General features: G+C 63.7%; 20 protein-coding genes. All 20 read right to left on the minus strand.

What is annotated here, in order from left to right; all coding sequences use genetic code 11:
• Positions 1-157: 157 nt before the first annotated feature.
• The 20 genes from ADN01_RS02870 to ADN01_RS02965 all read right to left on the minus strand — a co-directional run bounded on the left by ADN01_RS02870 (position 158) and on the right by ADN01_RS02965 (position 19,780).
• Positions 158-466, minus strand: a complete 309-nt coding sequence (locus ADN01_RS02870) for a YciI family protein (protein WP_062417002.1) — start codon at positions 464-466, stop codon at positions 158-160.
• A 135-nt stretch (positions 467-601) separates the two neighbouring features.
• Positions 602-1,498: a PfkB family carbohydrate kinase gene (locus tag ADN01_RS02875; protein WP_062417001.1), complete on the minus strand. Its 897-nt coding sequence runs from the start codon at positions 1,496-1,498 to the stop codon at positions 602-604.
• Position 1,499: 1 nt separating this feature from the next.
• Positions 1,500-2,408: a nucleoside hydrolase gene (locus tag ADN01_RS02880; RefSeq protein WP_062417000.1), complete on the minus strand. Its 909-nt coding sequence runs from the start codon at positions 2,406-2,408 to the stop codon at positions 1,500-1,502.
• 63 nt (positions 2,409-2,471) lie between these two features.
• Positions 2,472-3,287 carry a BtpA/SgcQ family protein gene (locus ADN01_RS02885; protein WP_062416999.1) on the minus strand — a complete coding sequence of 272 codons (816 nt, stop codon included), beginning with the start codon at positions 3,285-3,287 and terminating at the stop codon, positions 2,472-2,474.
• Positions 3,284-4,435, minus strand: a complete 1,152-nt coding sequence (locus ADN01_RS02890) for an SIS domain-containing protein (RefSeq protein WP_062416998.1) — start codon at positions 4,433-4,435, stop codon at positions 3,284-3,286. Before ADN01_RS02890 ends, ADN01_RS02885 begins: the two co-directional genes overlap by 4 nt.
• Positions 4,436-4,499: 64 nt before the next feature.
• On the minus strand, positions 4,500-5,417 hold the full coding sequence (locus tag ADN01_RS02895; RefSeq protein ID WP_062416997.1) for a carbohydrate kinase family protein: 918 nt from the start codon (positions 5,415-5,417) through the stop codon (positions 4,500-4,502).
• Positions 5,414-6,361: a carbohydrate kinase family protein gene (locus tag ADN01_RS02900; protein ID WP_062416996.1), complete on the minus strand. Its 948-nt coding sequence runs from the start codon at positions 6,359-6,361 to the stop codon at positions 5,414-5,416. Before ADN01_RS02900 ends, ADN01_RS02895 begins: the two co-directional genes overlap by 4 nt.
• Before the next feature lie 13 nt (positions 6,362-6,374).
• Complete coding sequence (locus ADN01_RS02905; RefSeq protein WP_062416995.1) at positions 6,375-7,301, minus strand: nucleoside hydrolase; 927 nt, start codon at positions 7,299-7,301, stop codon at positions 6,375-6,377.
• 34 nt (positions 7,302-7,335) lie between these two features.
• A complete protein-coding gene (locus ADN01_RS02910) occupies positions 7,336-8,271 on the minus strand; it encodes a nucleoside hydrolase (RefSeq protein WP_062416994.1) in 936 nt (311 codons plus the stop codon).
• A 34-nt stretch (positions 8,272-8,305) separates the two neighbouring features.
• Positions 8,306-8,716, minus strand: a complete 411-nt coding sequence (locus tag ADN01_RS02915) for a secondary thiamine-phosphate synthase enzyme YjbQ (RefSeq protein WP_062416993.1) — start codon at positions 8,714-8,716, stop codon at positions 8,306-8,308.
• 18 nt (positions 8,717-8,734) lie between these two features.
• Positions 8,735-9,670, minus strand: coding sequence for a carbohydrate kinase family protein (locus ADN01_RS02920; protein ID WP_062416992.1), 936 nt, complete (start codon positions 9,668-9,670; stop codon positions 8,735-8,737).
• Between the two features lie 59 nt (positions 9,671-9,729).
• Entirely contained in the window at positions 9,730-10,737 is a 1,008-nt protein-coding gene (locus tag ADN01_RS02925; protein WP_062416991.1) for a carbohydrate kinase family protein, read from the minus strand.
• Positions 10,727-11,425, minus strand: coding sequence for a phosphoribosylanthranilate isomerase (locus ADN01_RS02930; protein WP_062416990.1), 699 nt, complete (start codon positions 11,423-11,425; stop codon positions 10,727-10,729). The genes ADN01_RS02925 and ADN01_RS02930 overlap by 11 nt, the downstream gene beginning before the upstream one ends.
• A gap of 21 nt (positions 11,426-11,446) precedes the next feature.
• Positions 11,447-12,772, minus strand: a complete 1,326-nt coding sequence (locus tag ADN01_RS02935; RefSeq protein WP_062416989.1) for an amidohydrolase — start codon at positions 12,770-12,772, stop codon at positions 11,447-11,449.
• A gap of 24 nt (positions 12,773-12,796) precedes the next feature.
• Complete coding sequence (locus ADN01_RS02940) at positions 12,797-13,804, minus strand: ADP-ribosylglycohydrolase family protein (protein ID WP_062416988.1); 1,008 nt, start codon at positions 13,802-13,804, stop codon at positions 12,797-12,799.
• 116 nt (positions 13,805-13,920) lie between these two features.
• Positions 13,921-14,898 carry an ABC transporter permease gene (locus ADN01_RS02945; protein ID WP_062416987.1) on the minus strand — a complete coding sequence of 326 codons (978 nt, stop codon included), beginning with the start codon at positions 14,896-14,898 and terminating at the stop codon, positions 13,921-13,923.
• Positions 14,888-16,027 (minus strand): ABC transporter permease, encoded by a 1,140-nt coding sequence (locus ADN01_RS02950; protein ID WP_201778621.1) that lies wholly within the window; start codon positions 16,025-16,027, stop codon positions 14,888-14,890. Before ADN01_RS02950 ends, ADN01_RS02945 begins: the two co-directional genes overlap by 11 nt.
• Positions 16,024-17,568, minus strand: coding sequence for an ABC transporter ATP-binding protein (locus ADN01_RS02955; protein ID WP_062416986.1), 1,545 nt, complete (start codon positions 17,566-17,568; stop codon positions 16,024-16,026). The genes ADN01_RS02950 and ADN01_RS02955 overlap by 4 nt, the downstream gene beginning before the upstream one ends.
• Before the next feature lie 253 nt (positions 17,569-17,821).
• Positions 17,822-18,907 (minus strand): BMP family lipoprotein, encoded by a 1,086-nt coding sequence (locus tag ADN01_RS02960; protein ID WP_075070914.1) that lies wholly within the window; start codon positions 18,905-18,907, stop codon positions 17,822-17,824.
• 126 nt (positions 18,908-19,033) lie between these two features.
• Positions 19,034-19,780 (minus strand): GntR family transcriptional regulator, encoded by a 747-nt coding sequence (locus ADN01_RS02965; RefSeq protein ID WP_062416985.1) that lies wholly within the window; start codon positions 19,778-19,780, stop codon positions 19,034-19,036.
• Positions 19,781-19,835 lie beyond the last annotated feature (55 nt).

A 19,835-nucleotide genomic window follows, 5' to 3' on the forward strand; every position in this document is an offset into this window, starting at 1 on the left:
CGCCAACCCGGAGCCGAATGAATTTAATTCGCAGACTGTCCCGTATCCAGCGAAACGGATCCTGCGGGGGAAAACACTTCAACCGCCTAAACCTCATCCGTCGTGACCCTTTCAACCGACAAAAGATAATTGCGGGGCACAGCCAAGGCAGAAACGCTCAACTGCCGGACTGTCCCATCACCCAGGTTTCCAGCCAATCCTGCCGCAGCACGGGGTCAAACTCCACGATGCGGTGTGTGGCCACCCCAGCCTGCAAATAGGGATCTTGATTAAAAAAGGCTTCGATTTCTTCGCGTGATTCAGCCCGCCCCACGGCAATGCCCCCCACGCGCGGAACCTGCGGCCCCGACAGCAGCAAAAGTCCGCGGTCGTAGCCCTCGCGCAGGAAAGCGCGGTGCGCAGCTACCACCTCGCCCAGGCCTTCCGCCGGAACGGTGTAGGTGATCTCAATCAAAAAGTGCTTCATAAGCCCTCCCCAGAAGGATGATCCACACTCCCATTATAAAAGAAACCAGAGCCTCATCGCGCTCCAGCCGCGGCCTAACCGTCTACCTTACCAGATTGTAAGGGGCGGCGCAGATGACCGCCCCACCCAAGGGATTTATTCCCAACGCAGCCGCGCCAGCCGTTCTTCCGCTCGCGCGCGCAGATTCTGGGTATCGTACAAGGCCCCAAACTGCTCCAGGGCAAACGAGGCCGCCACCGCACCATACCCCCCGGCCTGCTGCAAACTGCCGGTCTCAGCCAACCCCACGATGAACCCGCCGCAGTAGGCGTTGCCCGCGCCGGTCACATCCACCACCCGCGCCGCCGGGGCCACAGGCACCGGCAGGGGAGAACTCTCTGCGCTGCCCACCAGGCTGCCCAGCGCGCCCATGCGCAGGGCCGCCGTGCGCGCCCCCGCCGCCAGCAGTGCCGCCAGCACCCGTTCCGGCTGAGTCTCGCCGGTCAGAGCGCGGCCTTCATTCAAATTGGGCGAAACCACATCCACCAGGCGGGCATATTCCCCAAAGCGGCCCAGGTTTTCGGCGGTGCAGAAGCCGTCGTACGGCTCCCACAGGATCAGGCCGCTGCCGCGCTGACGCAGGGCTGCCGCCCACACCGGAACCTGATGCGGCGGGCAGTGCAGATGCACCGAGCGCAGGGGCGGCCAACCCGCCGGAATCTCATCCACACGCGGGAAGGTATCCACCAGCTCCTGAAAATCGGTGCGGAAGACCTCGTTGCGGGTTCCGTCTGTCTCAAACAGCTGCCAGGCGCGCGGGGTTTTGATGTGTTCGCGCACAATCAGCCCGCCCAGGTCAAAACATGCGCCCAGGGCCTGCAAAACGCTCGCCGGGCAGTCGGGGCCCACTGGGGTCAGCAGACCCACCGTCTGGCTCCACACGCGCATGCCCATCACCGCGTGCACAGCGCCCCCGCCCAGGCGGGCCATGTGCGCCTGCCCGTCGGGGAGGATGATGTCATCTAAAATCACCGACCCGATGGATATATCCATCTCAGCGCAGGCCTTCCATCAAAATTTGCATGAAACCGTCGCGGTGGATGCCCAGACCCACATCCGTGTTGGGCTGGCTGCGCCGCAGGGCAAAATCAGCCACCGTGCGCCCGCGGGTCAGCGTGCCGTTCAATTCCACCGCCACATAGGCCGGGCGGGTGGGCACCAGGCCGGGGTCAATCACCGCTGCCACGGTGCAGGCGTCATAAATATGGGCGCTCTCCTGGCCGTTAAACTGAGCCAGGCCCATCTCATGTTCCATCACCAAAGCCGCGGCCTGCGCCCAGGGGGTGCCCAGGCTGCGCACACGCTGGGTATCCGCGCGCGTCACCGGCGCCTGGTCGGTCACCTCCAAGCCGATCATGGTGATGGGAATGCCCGCCTGCCAGACCACAAAGGCCGCCTCAGGGTCGGCCAGAATGTTAAATTCGGCCGAGGGGGTGTAATTGCCCTGGGTATACGCGCCGCCCATGGTGACAATGCGCGGGATGCGCTGCGCCAGGCGCGGTTCAATGCGCAGTGCCAGAGCCAGGTTGGTATGCGGCCCTACCGGCAGGTAAATGGTCTCCGGCCCGGCCGCGCTCATGTAATAATCAATCAAGAACTGCACGGCGTGCTGGGGCTGCGGCTTCAGAGAGGTTTCTGCCAGGGGCAGCACGGCCTCCTGGGTGGGGGAGGAGGAAATCATGGGGTGCACCAACGGCAGAGCCGCGCCGCTGTAGACAGGCACGTGCTCCAAAGCCCCCGCGCTCATGGTGCGCAGAGTGTTTTCCAGGGTGGTGCTGAGCGGCGCGTTGCCGTGCACCGCCGCCACCGCCACCAGTTCCAAAGCCGGGTGGTGCCCCGCCAAGAGGATCGCCGCGGCGTCATCTGCGCCAGTATCTACGTCTAAAATCACTTTCTGAGCCATATTCCCTCACAAGTTACCCAGGGGGCCAGACAGCGCAGGATGCCGTCCAGCCCCCCGCCAGTGTTACCGGTTTCGCACCGCGTCCATAAAGGCTTGAATACGCGGCAGTTCCCATTCGGTCAACAGGGCTTCGCGCGTCCAGGCGCTGCCGGGCTTAAACGTGCTGCTCACAATCACGCCGTCGGCGTGCTGCAAAGCCTGGGCCACGTTTTCAGCTTTGGCGCCCCCGCCCAAAAGCAGCGGCACGCCCAACTGCGCGGCGCGCACCTCGGCCAGCATCTCTAACGATTGGGCAAAGGACAGGCCGGTGAGCACCATGCCGTCCGCGCGGCCAAACACCGCCGCCTGGCGCGCTTCTTCCGTCAGCGGCATGCGCCCCAGCGGCTCGCCGCTGCGGTCGTAGACATCCGCCAGGATGTGCACATCGCCAGCGCCGATCTGTTCGCGGTATTGGATGGCGTCATAGGCCAACCCCTGCAGAATGCCCTCGGCCTTGACCATCACGCCCACATACACCTTGAGGCGCACAAACTGCGCCCCCATCGCCGCAGCGATCGCCAGCGGTTCGCGCGCCCCGTGAGCCATCAGGCACACCCCCAGGGCCAGATCGGGGAACTCACGGCGCAGGGCCGCCCCCACCACCGCCACCGCCGCCGTGGTGTAGGGCTGCACGGCAGGGGCCACGGGGGTATCGGCCACGTCTTGAATATACAGAGCCGGAACGCCCGCCCGCACAGCCTTTTCGGCGTTGCGCAAGGCAAAATCCACCGCCGCCGATACGGGTTGGGCCGCCGGATGGCGCGACCCCGGCAGGGGCGGCAAATGCAGGGCGGCGATCACCGCGGGCTGCCCCGGCGTGAATAAAGTCGGTGTGCTCATTCCTGCCAGCTTTCCCACATCTCGCTGGAGCGAATGCGGCTGATGCCGCCGCCACCTTCCACACTGCGGCCGCCGGTGAAAGCGCGGAAGAAAGGCTCGCCAATCACGTCCGCGCGGTAGGCGGCGAAGAGTTCGCCGGGGATGCTGGCGATGAGCGGTGAGAACATCTCATCCACCTCCGCCAGGTACAGGCTGCGGGCGGCCTGTTCGTGCAGGGCTTTGGCGCTCTTGGGGGCAATCGCCGCCACGCGCCGGCCGATGGCGCGCGCCGCCACAGCCGATTCCACAATGCGCGACAGGTCGCGCTGACCGGCGGAGATGAAGAAGGTGGGGGTGGCCTCTGCGCGGGCAAAATACTGCAAATGGCACCACTCTTCGGTCTCCTGGCCCAGGGCCGGGTCGCCGGAGGCTTCCAAAATCTTGGCAGCTGAGAACAGCGCCGTGCCAAAGTTGGCCCCGCCGCCCACAAACACGAACTCGTTGGCGTCTTTCCATTCCTCCGCCAGGGCCTTGGCCGCGGCGTCATTGGCCTGAATGGTCTCTTCGGCGGCGGCAGCCAAAGCGCGAATTTGGGCGCGCACTTCGCCGGCCTTGGCCGAGGTCAAATGTCCGCGCACCTCACCGATGCGCACCGCGATGAGCAGCAGGCCCAACTGGCTGGCAAAGTAGCTGCGCACCCCAGGCACATGCACGCCTTCCGGCTCGGGGAAGGGCGGCTGCACGGTCAGCAGCACCCGCTGGGCGGCCTGCGCCACGCGGCTGCCGGGGGTGGCCGTCAGCGCCACGGTGGTGGCCCCCGCCTGCCCACCCATGGCCAGGGCCTCGGCCGTGCGCGAAACCGCGCCCGAAACCGAAATGCCAATCACCAGGTTGGTATTGGGCCCGCTGCGGGGGATGTAGCCCGCGCCGTAGCGCGCAAACTGCAAAGCCGTCATGGGTTCGTCCGGCAGGCCCGCCAGGCGCTCAAAGGCCAGTTCGCTGCCCAAGGCCGCGTGGTGCGAATCGCCGCAGCCGGTCACAAAAACGCGCTTCAAAGAAAGGCACAGCTCGTGATCCAACGTGGCCCGCGCGCTTTCATCTACCGCCTGAAAAATGGCCTCCAACAAAGCTGGCAAGCTTTTGATCTGATCTACCATCGCGTTGCTCATCTGATTCGTCTCCTTTAATCGTAATTCGTATCGAGATTCCCGTATCCAATAGGCGCCGGTCGGCTTACAGCCTGCGTTCCCGCAGACCTGCCAGACGGCGCTGAGCCTCAGCCTGCACGGCGGGGGTCACCACCGGCACGCCTACCTGTTCCACCACAAACGAGGCGGCCACCGCCCCATATTTCCCGGCCAGGGCCCAATCGCCGGTCTCGCACCAACCCACCAGCAGCCCGCCGCAAAAGGCGTTGCCCGCTCCCACCGGGTCCACCACCTGCACCGCCACCGCGGGGATGTGCACGCGCTCCGGGTTGTCCGCCTGAGCCAGCAATGTGCCTTCGGCCCCCATGCGCAGCGCCACGCGGCGCGCCCCAGCGTCCACCAGGGCTTGCAGCAGCGCTTCAGGGGTGCGCTCACCCAACATGGAGGCAGCTTCTTCCAGGTTGGGCGAAAACAGGTCGGGGCCGCTGACCAAAGCCCGCACCTGGGCGTCGCTCATGGGATGATCCGCCGGGCGGAAGACCTCCACACTGACCACAGCCCCCAGGGCTTTTAGATCCGCCACCAGGGCGGATTCGCCCTCATGGGGATGCACCCCCAGGTGAAAGCCTTTGGCGCGGCGGTATGCCTGCGGCAGGCGCTCGACACTGCGGCGCAGCTGCACGCCCAAAACCTGCCCCGGCACGCGCCACACCTGCACGCGCCGCCCATCCTCTTCCAGGGTTTGCCAGGCGCGCGGGGTGGCCAGCTCTGAAACATGCAGGCCGCTGGAGTCCACATCACAAGCGCTCAGCCAGACGCGCACCTCCGGCGGCAGGTCGCGGCCCACGCCGGCATCTAACCCCACCCGCGGCGCCCACAGGCGCATGCCAAAGGCGGTTTGCGGCCCGCCCCCGCCCAAAACGCCCATGCGCGTTTGCCCATCGGGGTAAACGATGTCATCCAGGATCACATTGAAGGTCACATAATCCACACCCACGCTCACACCCCGCTTCCCGCGCTGGGATTGTTCGCATCCCGCTTCAACAGCTCCACGACCTCATTCCAGGTGGGCAGTCCGCTGCGCGCGCCCACCTGCTGCACCACGCAGCTGGCCGCCGTCACCCCAAAACGCAGCGCCTCAGGCACCGACCACGAACGGGCCAGGGCTGCCAGAAAACCAGCGTGGAAGCAGTCGCCCGCGCCGGTGGTATCCAACACGCGCACGGTTTCGGCGGAGGCCTGCCAATGCTGCCCGGCGGCAAAAGCCTCCGCGCCCTGGCTGCCCAGGGTCACCACCACCAGCTGCGGCCCCCAACCCAAAAGGGTCTTGGCGGCTGCATCCGTGTCGGCTTCACCCGTGGCGTGTTCCAGCCCGTCGCGGCTGCAAAAGACGATGTCGCTCTGGCTGAGAGCCTGTTTCAGCTCTGCCCCGCGCGCCGGGGCCGAAGCCTCCAGATCCACGGCCACCTGCCCCCGCCCGGCGTGAACCGCCGCTGCGAAAGGCGAAAACCAGTGCGCCTCCACAGGCAAAGCGTAGGCGAAGCGCGCCGAAGCCAGCGCCGTGCGCAGCTCGCGATCCAAAGGCGGCAGCTGCGAATGCACGGGGGCGATGAGGATGGTGCGTTTGCCGTCGGGTTCCACCACAATCACGGTGAAATCGGTGGAACGGCCCAGCACGGTGCGCGCCATCTCCGTGTGCACCCCAAAGGTCTCAAATTCTTCGATGAGATGCTCGGCGTTTTCGTCGCTGCCCAGCACGCCGCTCCAGGCCGTGCGCAGTCCCAAGCGCGCCGCCGCGCAGGCAGCGTTGGCCACCAGCCCGCCCCCAAAGCGCCCGCCGTAACGCACCACCAGCTTTTCATCGCTCTTGGGCAGCCGCGGCGCATGCAGCACGATGTCTACGGCTGCCCCGCCCAAACAAATCAAATCATAGGGATCGCTGGCCATACTTCGCTCGGTTTCACCGCAAGGTGCGGTAGAGAGTTTCCTTCCATTTGGGAATATCAATCTCCCAACACACTTCCACATTGGCCGCGCGGTTCAGCACCCCGCGCTCATCCACCACCGTCATGCCGCGCGTGACCTCGCTTAAGATTTCTACATCCACATAGTGGCTGCTCTGGCGCACGGACACGCTGGGGTCGAGGGCCACGGCCATGGTCACCGGGTCGGGCAGGGGCAGGGCCGGGTCTTTGAGCCAGGTGCGGTTGGTTTCAATCGCCTGACGGTTGCAGTCCAGCGAAAAATCGGCCAGCACCGTGCCAAAGCCGCGCACTTCGGCCATATCCGCCTCAGAAAGGTTGGCCTCGCCGCGGCACAGCTCCCAACCCACCATCACCAGGCGCAGCCCGGAGTGGAAGACCATCTTGGCCGCTTCGGGGTCCACCCAGATGTTAAACTCCGCCGCCGGGGTGACGTTGCCCAAGGTGGCCGCCGCGCCGCCCATCACATAGCACACGGGGATTTTCTGGGCTAGATCCGGCGCCAGCGCCAAAGCCAGGGCCACATTGGTCAGCGGGCCTAAGGTCACCAGGGTGATCTCGCCGGGGTGCGCGCGCACAGCGTCAATCAGCGCCTGCACAGCGTGCCCCTCGGCCAACGGGCGGCGCGGAGCGGGGTAATTCATGCCGCCCATGCCGTCTGGCCCGTGGAAGAAATAAGCATAAGAAGCCTCGCGCAGCAGGGGTTTGGCCGCCCCCAGGTACACCGGGGTGTCTTTGCCGCACAGTTCCACCGTGTAGCGCGCGTTCACCGCGCACATCTCCACCGGCACGTTGCCGGAGACCGTCGAAATGCCCACCACGTCCACATCCGGCCAGCGCAGCGCCATCAGAATGGCCACCGCATCGTCCGAAGCCGTATCCGTATCAATCCAGAATTTGCGCATGTCTGCTCTCCTTGCCCGGCTGCCTTTGGATGGATTAATAGCGCGTCAGGCGCTCATGCAGCAGCCCCAATTCGGCCACCGCATCCACGCCCACGCACACCCGCGCAGGGCGGCGGTCGCCCCACTGCCGCGCGCGGTCCGCGATGGTGAAGCCCGCGCAGCGCCCGGACGTCTCCACATGCACCGGCCATTCTTCCGTCTGGAAGAAATCCGGGCGCAGCAAATAGGTGATGGTGGAGGGGTCGTGGGTGTGCACGCTGCCGTTCATGCCGTAAAAGTCATGGTGAAAGCCCTGGTACACCGGCAGCATTTTCTGCAGCAGGCGCGTGTAGGGGGTATCCGCTTTGAAAATGCTGTCGAAAAACGCAGGGGTCATCATCACGCGGGTAGTTACGTCCAACCCCACCATCACCACCGGCCAATCCGCGCCAAACACGCGCTCCGCCGCGTGGGCGTCGTGGAAGATGTTGGCCTCCGCCACCGGCGAAATATTGCCCGGCACGGTGGCCGCCCCGCCCATCAAGACCACCTCTTTGACCAGACCGGCGATTTTGGGCTCCAGCATCAACGCCAGGGCGATATTGGTCAGCGGCCCCAGCGGCGCCAGGGTGATTTCGCCTGGGTTTTCCAGAACCGTCTTGACGATGAACTCGGCGGCGCTCATCCCCACCGGCTGGCCCTGAGGGGCGGGCAGGTGGGTGTTGCCCATGCCGTCCTCGCCGTGCACCGGCGCAGCGATCAGCTCGGCATCCACCACCATCGGCCGCCCCGCGCCGGAAGCCACGGGCACATCCGGCCGCCGGGCCAGCTCCACCAGCCGCAGGGCGTTGGCGGTGCAGTTCTCAATCACCGAATTGCCAAACACCGTGGTCAGGCCCACAATTTCCAGTTCCGGCGAGTTAAAGGCCGTCAAAATAGCCATGGTATCGTCTATGCCGGGGTCGGTATCAATCAACACTTTTTTCGCCATGTCTGTCTCCTCAAAAATCGGGCCCCCGCCCCGTTTAAACGTCCGCCATCACGCGCACGATCACCCGCCGCTGGCGCGGTCCGTCAAATTCACAAAACAGAATGCTCTGCGAATGTCCCAAAGCCAGCTGGCCGCCGGTCACGATCAGGGTCTGGCTGACCCCCAGCAGGCTGGACTTGATATGCCCGGCGGCATCCGCGGGGGTGTCGTATTGGTGCTTAAAATCCACGCGGGTGGGAACCAGCCGCCGCAGCTCATCCAGCAAATCCACGGCGGTGGCGGGATCCATGCCGCTGTTGTTGATCAAACCGGCTGTGGTGTGGGGCACGTACAGCACGCAAATGCCCTCCTGCACTCCGCTGGCCTTGACCACCTCTTCCACCGCCGCAGTGATATTGGTCAGGCTTTCTTTTTCTGGTGTATCCAGCACAATCGTCTTCAACATCGCATCCTCGCTTCCGAATTATGAATGTCCCAATAAAACCGCGTCCACTTCTGCACGGGTGGGGACTTGCCGCCCCGACCCCATTTTTTGCACCTTGGCGGCCCCCATCGCGTTGGCAAAAGCCGCCGTGCGCGCCAGCGGCCAGCCGGAAAGCCAGCCGAAAATCAGCGCCGCCGCGAAGGAGTCGCCCGCCGCGGAGGTGTCCACCACCGGCACAGCAAAACCAGGGTGATCCGCGCGCTCCTGCGCAGTGAAAATACTGCACCCGTGCGGCCCGCGCTTCACCACCACGCCGCTCAACCCGCGCGCCAACAGCGCGTTCACGCGGGCTTCCTCGCTGCCGCCCTGGGGACTGACCGAAGGCAGTTCCTCATCCGTCAAGAGCAGCACGGAGGTCCGTTCCAGAGCAGCCTGCTGATAGGCAGGCTCAGCGCTGGCGAAAAACGGCCCGGGGTCAAAAAACACCGGCAGTCCCTGCTGACGCGCCTGGGCCATCCCCGCCAACATAGCCGCGCGCACGCGGGTTTCGTGCAGGGTGTAGCCCCAGCCGATCAGCGCCTGAGCCGAGGCCACCGCCGCGCTCCAGACAGGCAGCAGCGGCACTTCGGCCCCCTGCCCGTACGCGCCCAAAAAGACGTGTCCGCCGCCGTCCGCGGCCACCAGCGAAACCACCGTGGTGGTGGTGCCCTGGGTGGAGACGCTGCGGGTATCCACGCCTTCGGCTTGCAGCGCGGCCAGCAGCGCCTGGCCGGACCAATCGTCTCCCACCGTGCCCAGGGCGGTCATCGCCATCCCCAGGCGCGCCCCGGCGATCAAAAAATTCCCAGCCCCGCCCGGTTCGAGCTGCACTTTGCTGGCCACCTGATGCTGGCCAGCCGCCGCCGGCAGGTGGGGGATTTCGGTCACCAGATCGGTGACCAGGTCGCCAATGGAAACCACGCGGATTGCGTTCATGATTGGATTATACCTGCTATATCAAGTTTTTGTGCAGCAATCCCCCGATCAATGGGGTCTCACCCAGGGCAAGACAGGGCAGCCAGCACCTCGGCTGCGCCGTCGCAAAAAGCCCCGCCCATACGCGCTTCGCTGCGCGCCCGCAAAAAGGCGCACACCTGCGCTGCCCCGGGCATCTTCATCCCCGCGCCGTACTGGGTGGTAGCCAGGGCGCCCAACGCGCTGGCCAGAGTCCCCGCTGCCGCCAGGCTGAGCCCGCGCCGCAGGGCAAACAGCAGCCCAGCGCTGAAGGCATCACCGGCGCCGGTGGTATCCACGGTTTCAATGGGGAAAATGGGGAAGAAGCACTTTTCGCCCTGGCTGCTGCCCAACCAACAGCCCTGCGCGCCGAGCTTGACCGCGCCCAGGCCCACCCCGTACGCCATGAGGGCATCCAGGGCGGCTTCGGGCTGCTCGCTGCCGTCCAGAGCATGCATCTCTTCCAGGCCGGTGATGCACACGGCCAATTGGGGCAGCAGCCGCCGCATGCCCTCCGGCGAGCGCAGCACCGGTTCCAGGCCGCTGTCCAGGCTGAGGGGCACGCCCATTTGCGTGCCCAGGGCGGCGGCCTTCCAGGCGGCCTCAGCCTGCGGCGGCTTCAGAAAGGCGTAGCCGGAAAAATGCAGCACACCCACACCTTCCAGCATCTCCGCGTTGATGTGCTCCGGCGGCAGCTCTTCATTGGCCCCGCGGAAGGAGAACATGGTGCGTTCCCCGTCCGGCGTGGATACAATCATGGCCAGGCCTGTGCCCCGCGCCACGCGCGCCACCCGCCGCAGGTCAATCCCTTCGGCTTCCAGCGGTCGGGTGACCTGCTCAGCCCAGGCATCGCGCCCCAAGGCCCCCACCAGGCCGGTGCGCAGCCCCAGGCGGGCCAGGGTGACAGCAGAGTTGGCCACCGCGCCGCCCACCTCCACCTCCACAAAATCCGAGAGACCGTCACCCCCCGGCGGGGGATAACGGTGAATGGCCATCATGGTATCCACATTGAGATCGCCGAACAAGAGCACGTCCAATTCAGGCCCCATATGCGCTGCCCCCCGGTGCGGCGCGCACCGCGCGCACAAAAGCCGCCACCCGCGCCATATCCTTGACCAGCGGATCGCCGGGCACATTGGTGGCTGTGTTGGAATCCACCCCCCAGGGCTGCACGGCGGCGATGGACGCGGCCACGTTCTCCGCCGAAAGCCCGCCCGCCAGGATGACGGGGATTTTCACCGATTCGACAATGCGGCGGCTCAAACGCCAATCGTGGGTGGCGCCGGTGGCCCCCACCCCCGGAAAACCGCTCACCTTGCTGTCCAGCAGCAGCAGATCCGACACCTGGGCAAAGGCCTGGGCCGCCGCCACACTGGCCTCATCTTCCACCGGCACGGCCTTCATGAGCTGCACGCTCTCCGGCAGAAGGGAGCGCAGCCGGCGCATGCCGTCCACATCCACATCGTAGAGATCGGTGGATACGTGCACGATATCCGGCCGCACCGCCGCTGCCATGCGCACGATCTCGTCCACATCCGTAGACATGGTGAGGGCCACACTGCGCGTGCCGCCGGGCAGCGCTTCCACAATGGCGCGCGCGGCGGCGAAATCCAGCTCGCCGTGCACCAAACCGTAGCGCCCGGCCACAAAGCCCACCTGCTGCACGCCCATTTCTGCCGCCGCGGCGGCCTCTTCGGGGCGGGTGAAGGCGTAAATTTGAATCACACAGTCTGCCATGGTTAAACCTCGTTTTCCGTCCTATACCGGATAGGTGGCGATGCGGCTGCCGGGGACGCGCTGGTTCAGCCGCCCCAGCCGTTCGGCCACCTCGCGCATCACGCGCGCCTTGTCAATCGTGCGCAGTTCGCGCCCGCGCATGAGCACCTTGCCGTTACATAAAACCGTATCCACATCCGAGGCGCGTGAGGAATACACCAGATTGGCGGCGGGGTCGTATCGCGGCCAAACGTGCACGGCGTCCTGCCGCACCAGGGCGATATCGGCCAGCTTGCCGACCTGCAGCGCGCCCAAATCCTGCTCCTGGCCCAAAACGCGCGCACCGCCCTCAAAGGCCAGCCCCAGGGCCTGCCCCACCGGGAAGGCAGTGGAATCACCGCCCATGTACTTTTCCAGCAGGGTCAACAGGCGCATCTGTTCCAAAATATCCAGGCTGTTGCTGCTGGTGGCCCCGTCGGTGGCGATCCCCACCGGGATGCCGTGTGCCAGCAGCCGCCGCACGTCGGCCGTGCCGCTGGACAGCTTCATGTAGGTCTTGGGCGCGCGCCCCACCCCCACGCGGCGAGCAGCCATCAGCTCCAAATCCGCGTCCGTGGGGTAACAGCAGTGCGCAAACAAAGCGCGCCCGTCCAAAATGCCCGTCTCGGCCAGCAGCGCCGGAGGGGTCAGGCCGTACTGGCGCAGGCACAAATCCACCTGGGCCTGGGTTTCCGAAACGTGCAGATGCACCCCCACGCCCAGTTCCGCTGCGCGGCGCGCGCACAGGCGCAGGAAGTCCGGCCCGCAGGTGTAGGGCGAATGCGGCCCCATCCAGGTGACAATACGCCCGTCCGCCGCTCCTTGCCACTCGCGGATGAAGGCCGCTGTGCGCTCCAACTGCGCTTCACCCTGGTGTTCAAACACAGCCCAGGCCAGATGCGCGCGCATGCCGCTTTCCACCGCGGCGCGGGCGACCTCATCCATAAAGAAGTAATGGTCGGCCACGCAGGTCACGCCGCTCTCGATCATCTCGGCCATGCCCAAGAGCGCCCCCCAATACACATCCTCGGCGGTCAGGTTGGATTCCAAAGGCCAGACGTAATCGTTAAACCACGATTCCACGCTGACATCCTCCACCAGCCCGCGAAACAAGACCATGGGCACGTGGGCATGGGTGTTGATCAGCCCTGGGATAGCCAGCATGCCGCGCGCCTCAATCACCTCGCCCGCGGCGGCCCCCAAACTGCCCCCCGCCGCCACGGCCTGAATGCGCGCGCCTTCCACGGCGATATCCTGATCGGTCTCCACCCAGGCGCGTTCCCCTTCCGTCCGCAGCACGTCACAATGCCGGATCAGCACGTCCACCATGCCAGCCTCCTTTTGCCCGCACGCTTAGCGTGCCAAATTTTTCTCCGCCAAGGCCAGCAGCCCTTTGGCCGTGGCCTCAAAGTCGTATTCGGGGTTGGCCTGGCGCAGCTTGGCCAGCACATCGCGGTCAAAGGCCTCGACACCCTTCCAGGCCCCGGCGATGGCGCAGGCCATGGCCGCCACGGTGTCAGCGTCGCCGGAAAGCCCAGCTGCGTACATAGCCGTGCGCTGCGGGCTGCCGTCCGCCATCACCAGCACCCCAAAGGCCGCCGGAACCGATTCGCTGATGGCCAGGGTGCAGCCGATGACGTCATAGATTTCCTGCAAGCGGGCGCGTTCGGGCAGCTTGGAGCGGGCAATTTCCACCGCCAGGTCAATGCGCCGCGAAACCGAGGCCCCCATCCACGGGCAGCCGTGCTGACGGCCCAGGTCGGCGGCCCGCTGGCCCGCGCCCACGATCTCATCCAGGCTGGCGCCCGGCCGCAAAGCCTCAGCAATCGCCCCTGCCACCGCCGCCGCGCCGGAGATGGCGATGTCGGTGTTGTGGGTGGGGATGCAGGAGCGCCAGGCGTCTTCCACCGCGCCCTCCACATCGCCGGGGTGAATCAGCCCCACGGGGGCCACGCGCATGGATGCGCCGTTGGTGTCGCCGCGGCTGCCGGTTTCGTACAAATCGCCGCCGCTCTTCAGGGCCAGCACCGCTCGGCGCGTGGACGGCCCCACATAGGGGGAATGGTCGCCGTCAATGCGGTCGTACCAGGCCACCACCGCCCGCGCTGCCCCTTCGGGGGTCACCTTGCCGTCTTCTAAAATGGCCTGCGCCAGGGCAAAGGCCTGTTCGGTGTCGTCGGTAATGCGTCCGGCGGGCAGACCGTGGTGCACGGGGTGGCTGTCCGGCGCGGAGCGCAGCGTATCAATCCAACCGCCGTGCAGGTCCCAGGTAGCCTGCGGGCTTAACATGGCCGGCATGGCCCAGGCGTCGCCCAGGGCCTGCCCATACATACCGCCTAAAATGTGTTCATACAGTCCCATTCCACTCCTCCATGTGCAGCAAACTTGCCGTACAGCGTGAATATACAACGCAGCGCGGAGGCCCGAGGAGGCAACTGCTCCCCGCCACAGCCTCCGCGCTGTTTCCTTCGCGGATATCAGTCCCCGCTGGCTTTGGCGGCGATCTCCGCTTCGCGTTGTTGGAATTTATGCATGCGCTCGCGCACCTGAGCTTGCGTGCGCAGCGCATACACCACCAGGGCCACGATCGTGGCCACATACGGAATCATCTGCACCAACTGCGATGGGATCTTCAGCGAACCCAGCTGGTTGCCCAGCGCGTCAGCCAGACCAAAAATAATCGCGGCGATCAAGGTGCCCAGAGGCTTGCGCCCGCCCAGGTAAATAGCCGCCAGGGCGATGAAACCGCGCCCCGAAGTCATATCGCGCTGGAAAATGTTGAGATACGCCATCGAAAGGTTCAGCCCGCCCAGCGAAGCCAGAAAACCGCTGAGCAGCAGGGCGATGGCCCGCACCTTTTTGACGTTAATGCCCAGGGAGGCCGCGGCTTCGGGGTTTTCGCCCACCGCGCGCAGGTGCACCCCCAGGCGGGTTTTATACAAGAACACCGACACCAGCCAGGTGAGCAAGAAGGCCAGGTACGTGAAAATGCTGTGCCCGCTGAGCACGGTGCCGAAAAAGGGAATGTCCTTGAGCAGGGGGATGTTGATCACCGGCACAGCGCCGCTGGCCAGCGAGGACGAGTTGCCCTTATCGCCCGTGAGGATGTACAGCAGGAAGATGGTCCCGCCGGTAGCCATGATGTTCAGAGCGATACCGGCCAGGATGATATTGGTGTTCATGGAAAGGTGGAAGAAGGCCAGCAGCGCGCTCAGCGCCACCCCGGCCAAAATCCCCGCCAGCAGCCCCAGCCAAACGCTCTGGGTGTAGGCCGAAACCACCACCCCCGTAAAGGCCGACACCAGCATGGTGCCTTCCAAAGCGATGTTGATCGAACCCGCCAGGTCTGAAATCAAACCGCCCAGAGCCGGCAGGATCACCGGCGTGCTGATGCGCAGCACACTGGCCGCGAACAGAGCTGAGAAAATTCCGCGAAGTACGACATCAAGCGGCATGGCTACCTCCTTCGGCAGCAGCAGCTGCGCCTTCTCCATTGCTGCGGCTGGCGGCGATGCGTTTCTGCACCATCGGCAAAACCCGTTCCGCCGTCACCAGCAAGATGATGATGGCCTGAATGACCAGCACCATTTCACGAGACATATCCGAAGCGCGCTCCATCACGTCCGCGCCTGCGCGCAAATAGCCGTAGGCCAGGCCGGTAAACGGAACCGCCAGCGGGTTGTTGCGCGCCAGCAGCGCCACCACCACGCCCTCAAACCCCAACCCGAAGGTGATGTTCAAAATGAGCTTGGTATGAATGCCCATCGCCAGGTGCGCCCCGGCCAGCCCGGCGAAGATACCGCTGACGGCCATCGCCAGGATGATGACTTTCTTAATGTCCACGCCGCCGTAGCGGGCGAACTTGAGGTTAATACCCACCATGCGCAGCTCGTAGCCAAAGGGGGTGCGGTACATCAGGAAATACACCACAAAGATGGCCGCCAGCATGATGTAGAGCATGATCGTCAGGTTGGTTTGGTTCACCAGAGTCTGCCGCACACCCTCCAGCCCAGGGATGGGCGGGAAGAAGTTGGGCAGCACGCCTTCTTTGGGGAAGAAATCCGAAGCCGTGTAGCCCGCGTTGGGCGGCTTGATATAAAAGGTCAGCAGCCATTCGTAAATCTTCAGCGCAATCGTGTTGAGCATCAACGATGAAACCAGCTCGTTGGCGTTCAGATTGGCCTTCAAGATGCCCGGGATGGCCCCCCACAAAAAGCCCACCACCATAGCGGCCAGCAGGGCCAGCGGCAAGCGCAGCGCGGGCGGCAGCGGCACATACAGCGAGACCACACCCGCCGTCAGCGCACCCAGAACCATCTGCCCCTCGGCCCCCAGCGAAAACAGCTCGGCTTTAAACACGATGGCCGTGGCCAGGCCCAAAAAGATGAGCGTAATCGATTCCTCCAGCCAGTCGCCGATGCGGTTCAGGCGCGTCAGCGGGCCGAGCAGGAAGGAACGGTACGCATTGAGCGGGTCCTCGGAGACAAACAGCGTGATGATAAATCCCAACAGCAGCGCCAGACCCACGGCAGCCACAATGCGCACAGTCTCCCGGACGATGGGGTTTGCCATCCAACGTTTCATAGAACTGCCTCCATCTCTTCCTTGGTTTGGCGCTTAATCCCTAACATGTATAAGCCCAGCTCTTCTTCACTCACGCTGGCTGCGTCTGGAAATACGCCGGTGATCTCGCCCTCGTACATGACGATGATGCGGTCCGACAGGCTCATCACCTCCGACAGGTCGGCGGAAATCAGCAGCACCGCTTTGCCGTCCGTGCGCTGTTTCACCAGCTGGTCGCGCACAAACTCGGTGGCGCCCACGTCAATGCCGCGGGTGGGCTGCGCTGCGATCAGCAGAGCCGGGTCCGAGGTGAACTCGCGCGCCACAATCACCTTCTGCATGTTGCCGCCCGAAAGTGATTTCACCGGCAGCTTGCCGTTGGGGGTGCGGATGCCGTATTCCTGGATCAAATCCGCGCTCTGTTTTTCCACCACCTTGTAGTCAATGAACAGCCCGCGGTGAAACGGAGGCCGGAAATAGCGGTCTACGATCAGGTTTTCGTCAATCGAAGCCGTCAGCGCCAGCCCGTTGGTCAGGCGGTCTTCGGGGATGTGGGCCACCCCCGAAAGGCGCACGGTGCGCGGGTTGGTGTTCAGGATGGCCTTGCCGTTGACGCTGGCCGTGCCGGTGGCCGCCGGGCGCAGCCCCGAAAGCGTTTCGGCCAGCTCGGTTTGGCCGTTGCCTTCCACCCCGGCAATGCCCAGCACCTCGCCGCCGTAAACATTGAACGATACGTTGTGCAGCATGGTGCGGCCCGTCTCGGACACGTAAGAGAGGTTATGCACCTCCAAAACCTTCTTCCCGCGCGTCACGGGCGGCTTGTTGACCTGCAAGAACACATCGCGCCCCACCATCATGCGCGCCAGGCTCTCGCGCGTTGCGTCTTCGGTCTGCACCACGCCCATCACCTTGCCGCTGCGCATCACTGTCACCCGGTTGGAAATCTCTTTCACCTCGCGCAGCTTGTGAGTGATGAAGATGACCGTCTTGCCCTGATCCACCAATTTGCGCACCGCCGCGAACAATTCCTGGGTTTCCTGCGGCGTCAAAACCGCAGTGGGCTCATCCAAAATCAGCACCTGCGCCCCGCGGTAAAGCGTCTTGAGAATTTCCACCCGCTGGCGCATGCCCACATTGATCGAATCCACCACAGCCTCAGGCTCCACGCGCAGGCCGTACTGCTGCGAGAGTTCCCGCGTCACCCGCAGCGCCTCGGCCTGATCCAGCAAGCCGTTGCGCAGCGGTTCCTGCCCCAAGACGATGTTTTCAGCCACGGTGAAGGACGGCACCAACATGAAATTCTGGTGCACCATGCCCACGCCCGCGGCGATGGCATCGTTTGAGGAGTGAAAATGAACCGGCTGGCCGTCCAACAAGATTTCCCCCCCGGTGGGGCGCTCCATGCCGTATAAAATTTTCATTAAAGTGCTTTTGCCCGCGCCGTTTTCACCCACCAACGCGTGGATCTCACCGCGGTCCACGGAGAAGTTGACGCCGTCATTGGCCACCACTCCATTGGGATAAATCTTTACGATTTCACGCATTTCAATTAAAGCTGCCATACCACCTCCGTACGGTAAGGAACGGGAGCCGTCTTTAAGCGCTGGTTCACCCACCGCCTCCGTCCAATTTCACAGCCTTTTTAAGGGTTCCGGGTCGAGCAGGATCGTCAGCTCAAGGCTGACCGCAGTCCTTATTTCCAAAAGAAAGCTGCCAAACGCGCAAAGAACGCCCGCCGTTCAAGCGGTGCCTTACACGAAAAAATGGGGGGCGGGCCAGGCCGCAGCCTGGCTCGCCCCGCTGATTACTGGGTGATTATTTGAAAACGGTGTCTACAACAATCTTGCCTTCCAGCAGGTCTTTTTCGGCCTGGGCAATTTTGTCTTTCACGTCCTGGGGCGTGAACTCATCGTAGTACTTGTTGTAGGCCAGACCCACGCCGCCTTCGGCGACGCCCAAAGCTTCAGCCTTGCCGAATTCCAGCTTGCCTTCCACATACAACTTCAGCGCGCGGTACAGGCTGTTGTCCACGTTCTTCATCATGGAGGTCAGGATCACTTTGGCCTTCTCAGCGTCGGTGCCTTCAATGATCGTGGCCTGATCGGAATCCACGCCGATGGCGTAGCGGCCCACTTCCTGCGCCGCCTGGAACACACCCTCACCCGTGCCGCCAGCCACCTGGAAGACGATATCAGCGCCCTGCTGGAACAAAGCCAAAGAGATTTCCTTACCCTTGGCCGGGTCGTTCCAACCGCCAGCATACTGCACGATCACACCCGTCTCCGGATCGAGACCAGCATCCTTGGCGCCCTGTTTGTAGCCGACAATGAAGTCGTTGATCACAGGGATGTCCTGGCCGCCAACCGTGCCCACGATCTTCTCAGGGTTCATGCCTTCAATGCCCGACTGGGTCATCAAACCAGCATACAGGCCCGCCAGATAGGAGCCTTCGTTCTGCTTATAGGTGACCGAATACACGTTCTTGCAATCGCAGGCGGCGTAGTCCACGGACACATCATAGATGATGAATTTCTTGTCCGGGTACTTGGGGGCCACGATCTGAAGGAATTCGGACATCTGGTAGGTGCCCAGAATCATGATGTCATATTCTTCGTTGGCGGCGGCATCTTCCAACGCCGGCTGCCAGCGGGCCGGGTCTACACCCGCTTCGATCGTCTTGACATCCAGACCAAATTCCTGCTGAGCTTTGGTCACGCCGCGCACAGCCGAATCAAAGAAGGACTTGTCGCCCTGAACGCCGTTGATCAGGTTCACCACTTTAATTTTCTTGGCTTCCGGCTGGGCCGGGGTGTCAGCGGCGGGGGCCGCAGCGGGGGCGCAGGCGGTCAAAATCATGGCCGCCATGACCAGAACGCTCAAAATCACCATCATCTTCTTCATGTCTTTCTTCTCCTATAGTCGTTGTTTCATTCAACACACCAATTTTGGATCGAACCTGCAAATGGTTTACCAAAACAGATCAGAAACCGCTCCAACCACCTCCTTTCATATGAAGATGTCCAGCGGTTATTCACGGTGATGCTGCCGCACCGGCTGCACCACAAATTCATAACGATCCCCGCGGTACATCAGGCGGGTCACTTCCACCGGCACCTGACTTTCCAAATAGGTGACGCCTTCGGCCACCAACAGGGGGTATCCCACGCCGGTCTGCAAAATTTCCGCCTCATACTCGGTGGCTGTGGCCGGTTTTAAGACCTGCTCGGCATACCCCAGGCGAAAGCCGTAGTGCTGCTCAAATAAATCGTATAAAGACCCGTTTTCCAGGTCTTGCTGATCCAAATCGGGGCACATGCACACCGGCACGTAAGAGACGTTCAGCGCCATGGGTTCATCATTCGCCAGACGCAGGCGTTCAATCATGAAAGTCTCTTCGCCAGGCAGCAATTGGAGCAAGTGGGCCACCTTGGTCGAAGGCACCTCGCGGGTCTGGCGCAGAATCCGGCTGCTGGCCTGCATGCCGCGCTTGCGCATCTCCTCAGAAAAGCTGGTCAGGCCGGCAATGCCGTAGCGCACGCGCTTTTGGGCCACAAACGTGCCTCGCCCCTGCAGGCGGTAGACCAGCCCCTGGGCGATGAGCGCGTTAATAGCCTGGCGAGCGGTGTTGCGGCTGACGCCGTAACGCGCCACCAGTTCGTTTTCGGAAGGCAAACGGGAACCCGGCTCCAGATCGTCCCCTTCGATCCGCTGCCGGAGGTTTTCACTCAGCTGCAGGTACAACGGTTTATAACTGTGCCGGTTTAGGTAATCCACAAGCTTGTCCTCTTGTACCTACAAGATTACAACCATTATAGGAAAGCGCGCCGTG

Source organism: Levilinea saccharolytica (genome assembly GCF_001306035.1).
GTDB lineage: Bacteria > Chloroflexota > Anaerolineae > Anaerolineales > Anaerolineaceae > Levilinea > Levilinea saccharolytica.

Coding starts and splice junctions, on each gene's coding strand:
- ADN01_RS02870 (WP_062417002.1), bottom strand. CDS start 466: ATGAAGCACTTTTTGATTGAGATCACCTACACCGTTCCGGCGGAAGGC.
- ADN01_RS02875 (WP_062417001.1), bottom strand. CDS start 1,498: ATGGATATATCCATCGGGTCGGTGATTTTAGATGACATCATCCTCCCC.
- ADN01_RS02880 (WP_062417000.1), bottom strand. CDS start 2,408: ATGGCTCAGAAAGTGATTTTAGACGTAGATACTGGCGCAGATGACGCC.
- ADN01_RS02885 (WP_062416999.1), bottom strand. CDS start 3,287: ATGAGCACACCGACTTTATTCACGCCGGGGCAGCCCGCGGTGATCGCC.
- ADN01_RS02890 (WP_062416998.1), bottom strand. CDS start 4,435: ATGAGCAACGCGATGGTAGATCAGATCAAAAGCTTGCCAGCTTTGTTG.
- ADN01_RS02900 (WP_062416996.1), bottom strand. CDS start 6,361: ATGGCCAGCGATCCCTATGATTTGATTTGTTTGGGCGGGGCAGCCGTA.
- ADN01_RS02905 (WP_062416995.1), bottom strand. CDS start 7,301: ATGCGCAAATTCTGGATTGATACGGATACGGCTTCGGACGATGCGGTG.
- ADN01_RS02910 (WP_062416994.1), bottom strand. CDS start 8,271: ATGGCGAAAAAAGTGTTGATTGATACCGACCCCGGCATAGACGATACC.
- ADN01_RS02915 (WP_062416993.1), bottom strand. CDS start 8,716: ATGTTGAAGACGATTGTGCTGGATACACCAGAAAAAGAAAGCCTGACC.
- ADN01_RS02920 (WP_062416992.1), bottom strand. CDS start 9,670: ATGAACGCAATCCGCGTGGTTTCCATTGGCGACCTGGTCACCGATCTG.
- ADN01_RS02925 (WP_062416991.1), bottom strand. CDS start 10,737: ATGGGGCCTGAATTGGACGTGCTCTTGTTCGGCGATCTCAATGTGGAT.
- ADN01_RS02930 (WP_062416990.1), bottom strand. CDS start 11,425: ATGGCAGACTGTGTGATTCAAATTTACGCCTTCACCCGCCCCGAAGAG.
- ADN01_RS02935 (WP_062416989.1), bottom strand. CDS start 12,772: ATGGTGGACGTGCTGATCCGGCATTGTGACGTGCTGCGGACGGAAGGG.
- ADN01_RS02940 (WP_062416988.1), bottom strand. CDS start 13,804: ATGGGACTGTATGAACACATTTTAGGCGGTATGTATGGGCAGGCCCTG.
- ADN01_RS02945 (WP_062416987.1), bottom strand. CDS start 14,898: ATGCCGCTTGATGTCGTACTTCGCGGAATTTTCTCAGCTCTGTTCGCG.
- ADN01_RS02950 (WP_201778621.1), bottom strand. CDS start 16,027: ATGAAACGTTGGATGGCAAACCCCATCGTCCGGGAGACTGTGCGCATT.
- ADN01_RS02955 (WP_062416986.1), bottom strand. CDS start 17,568: ATGGCAGCTTTAATTGAAATGCGTGAAATCGTAAAGATTTATCCCAAT.
- ADN01_RS02960 (WP_075070914.1), bottom strand. CDS start 18,907: ATGAAGAAGATGATGGTGATTTTGAGCGTTCTGGTCATGGCGGCCATG.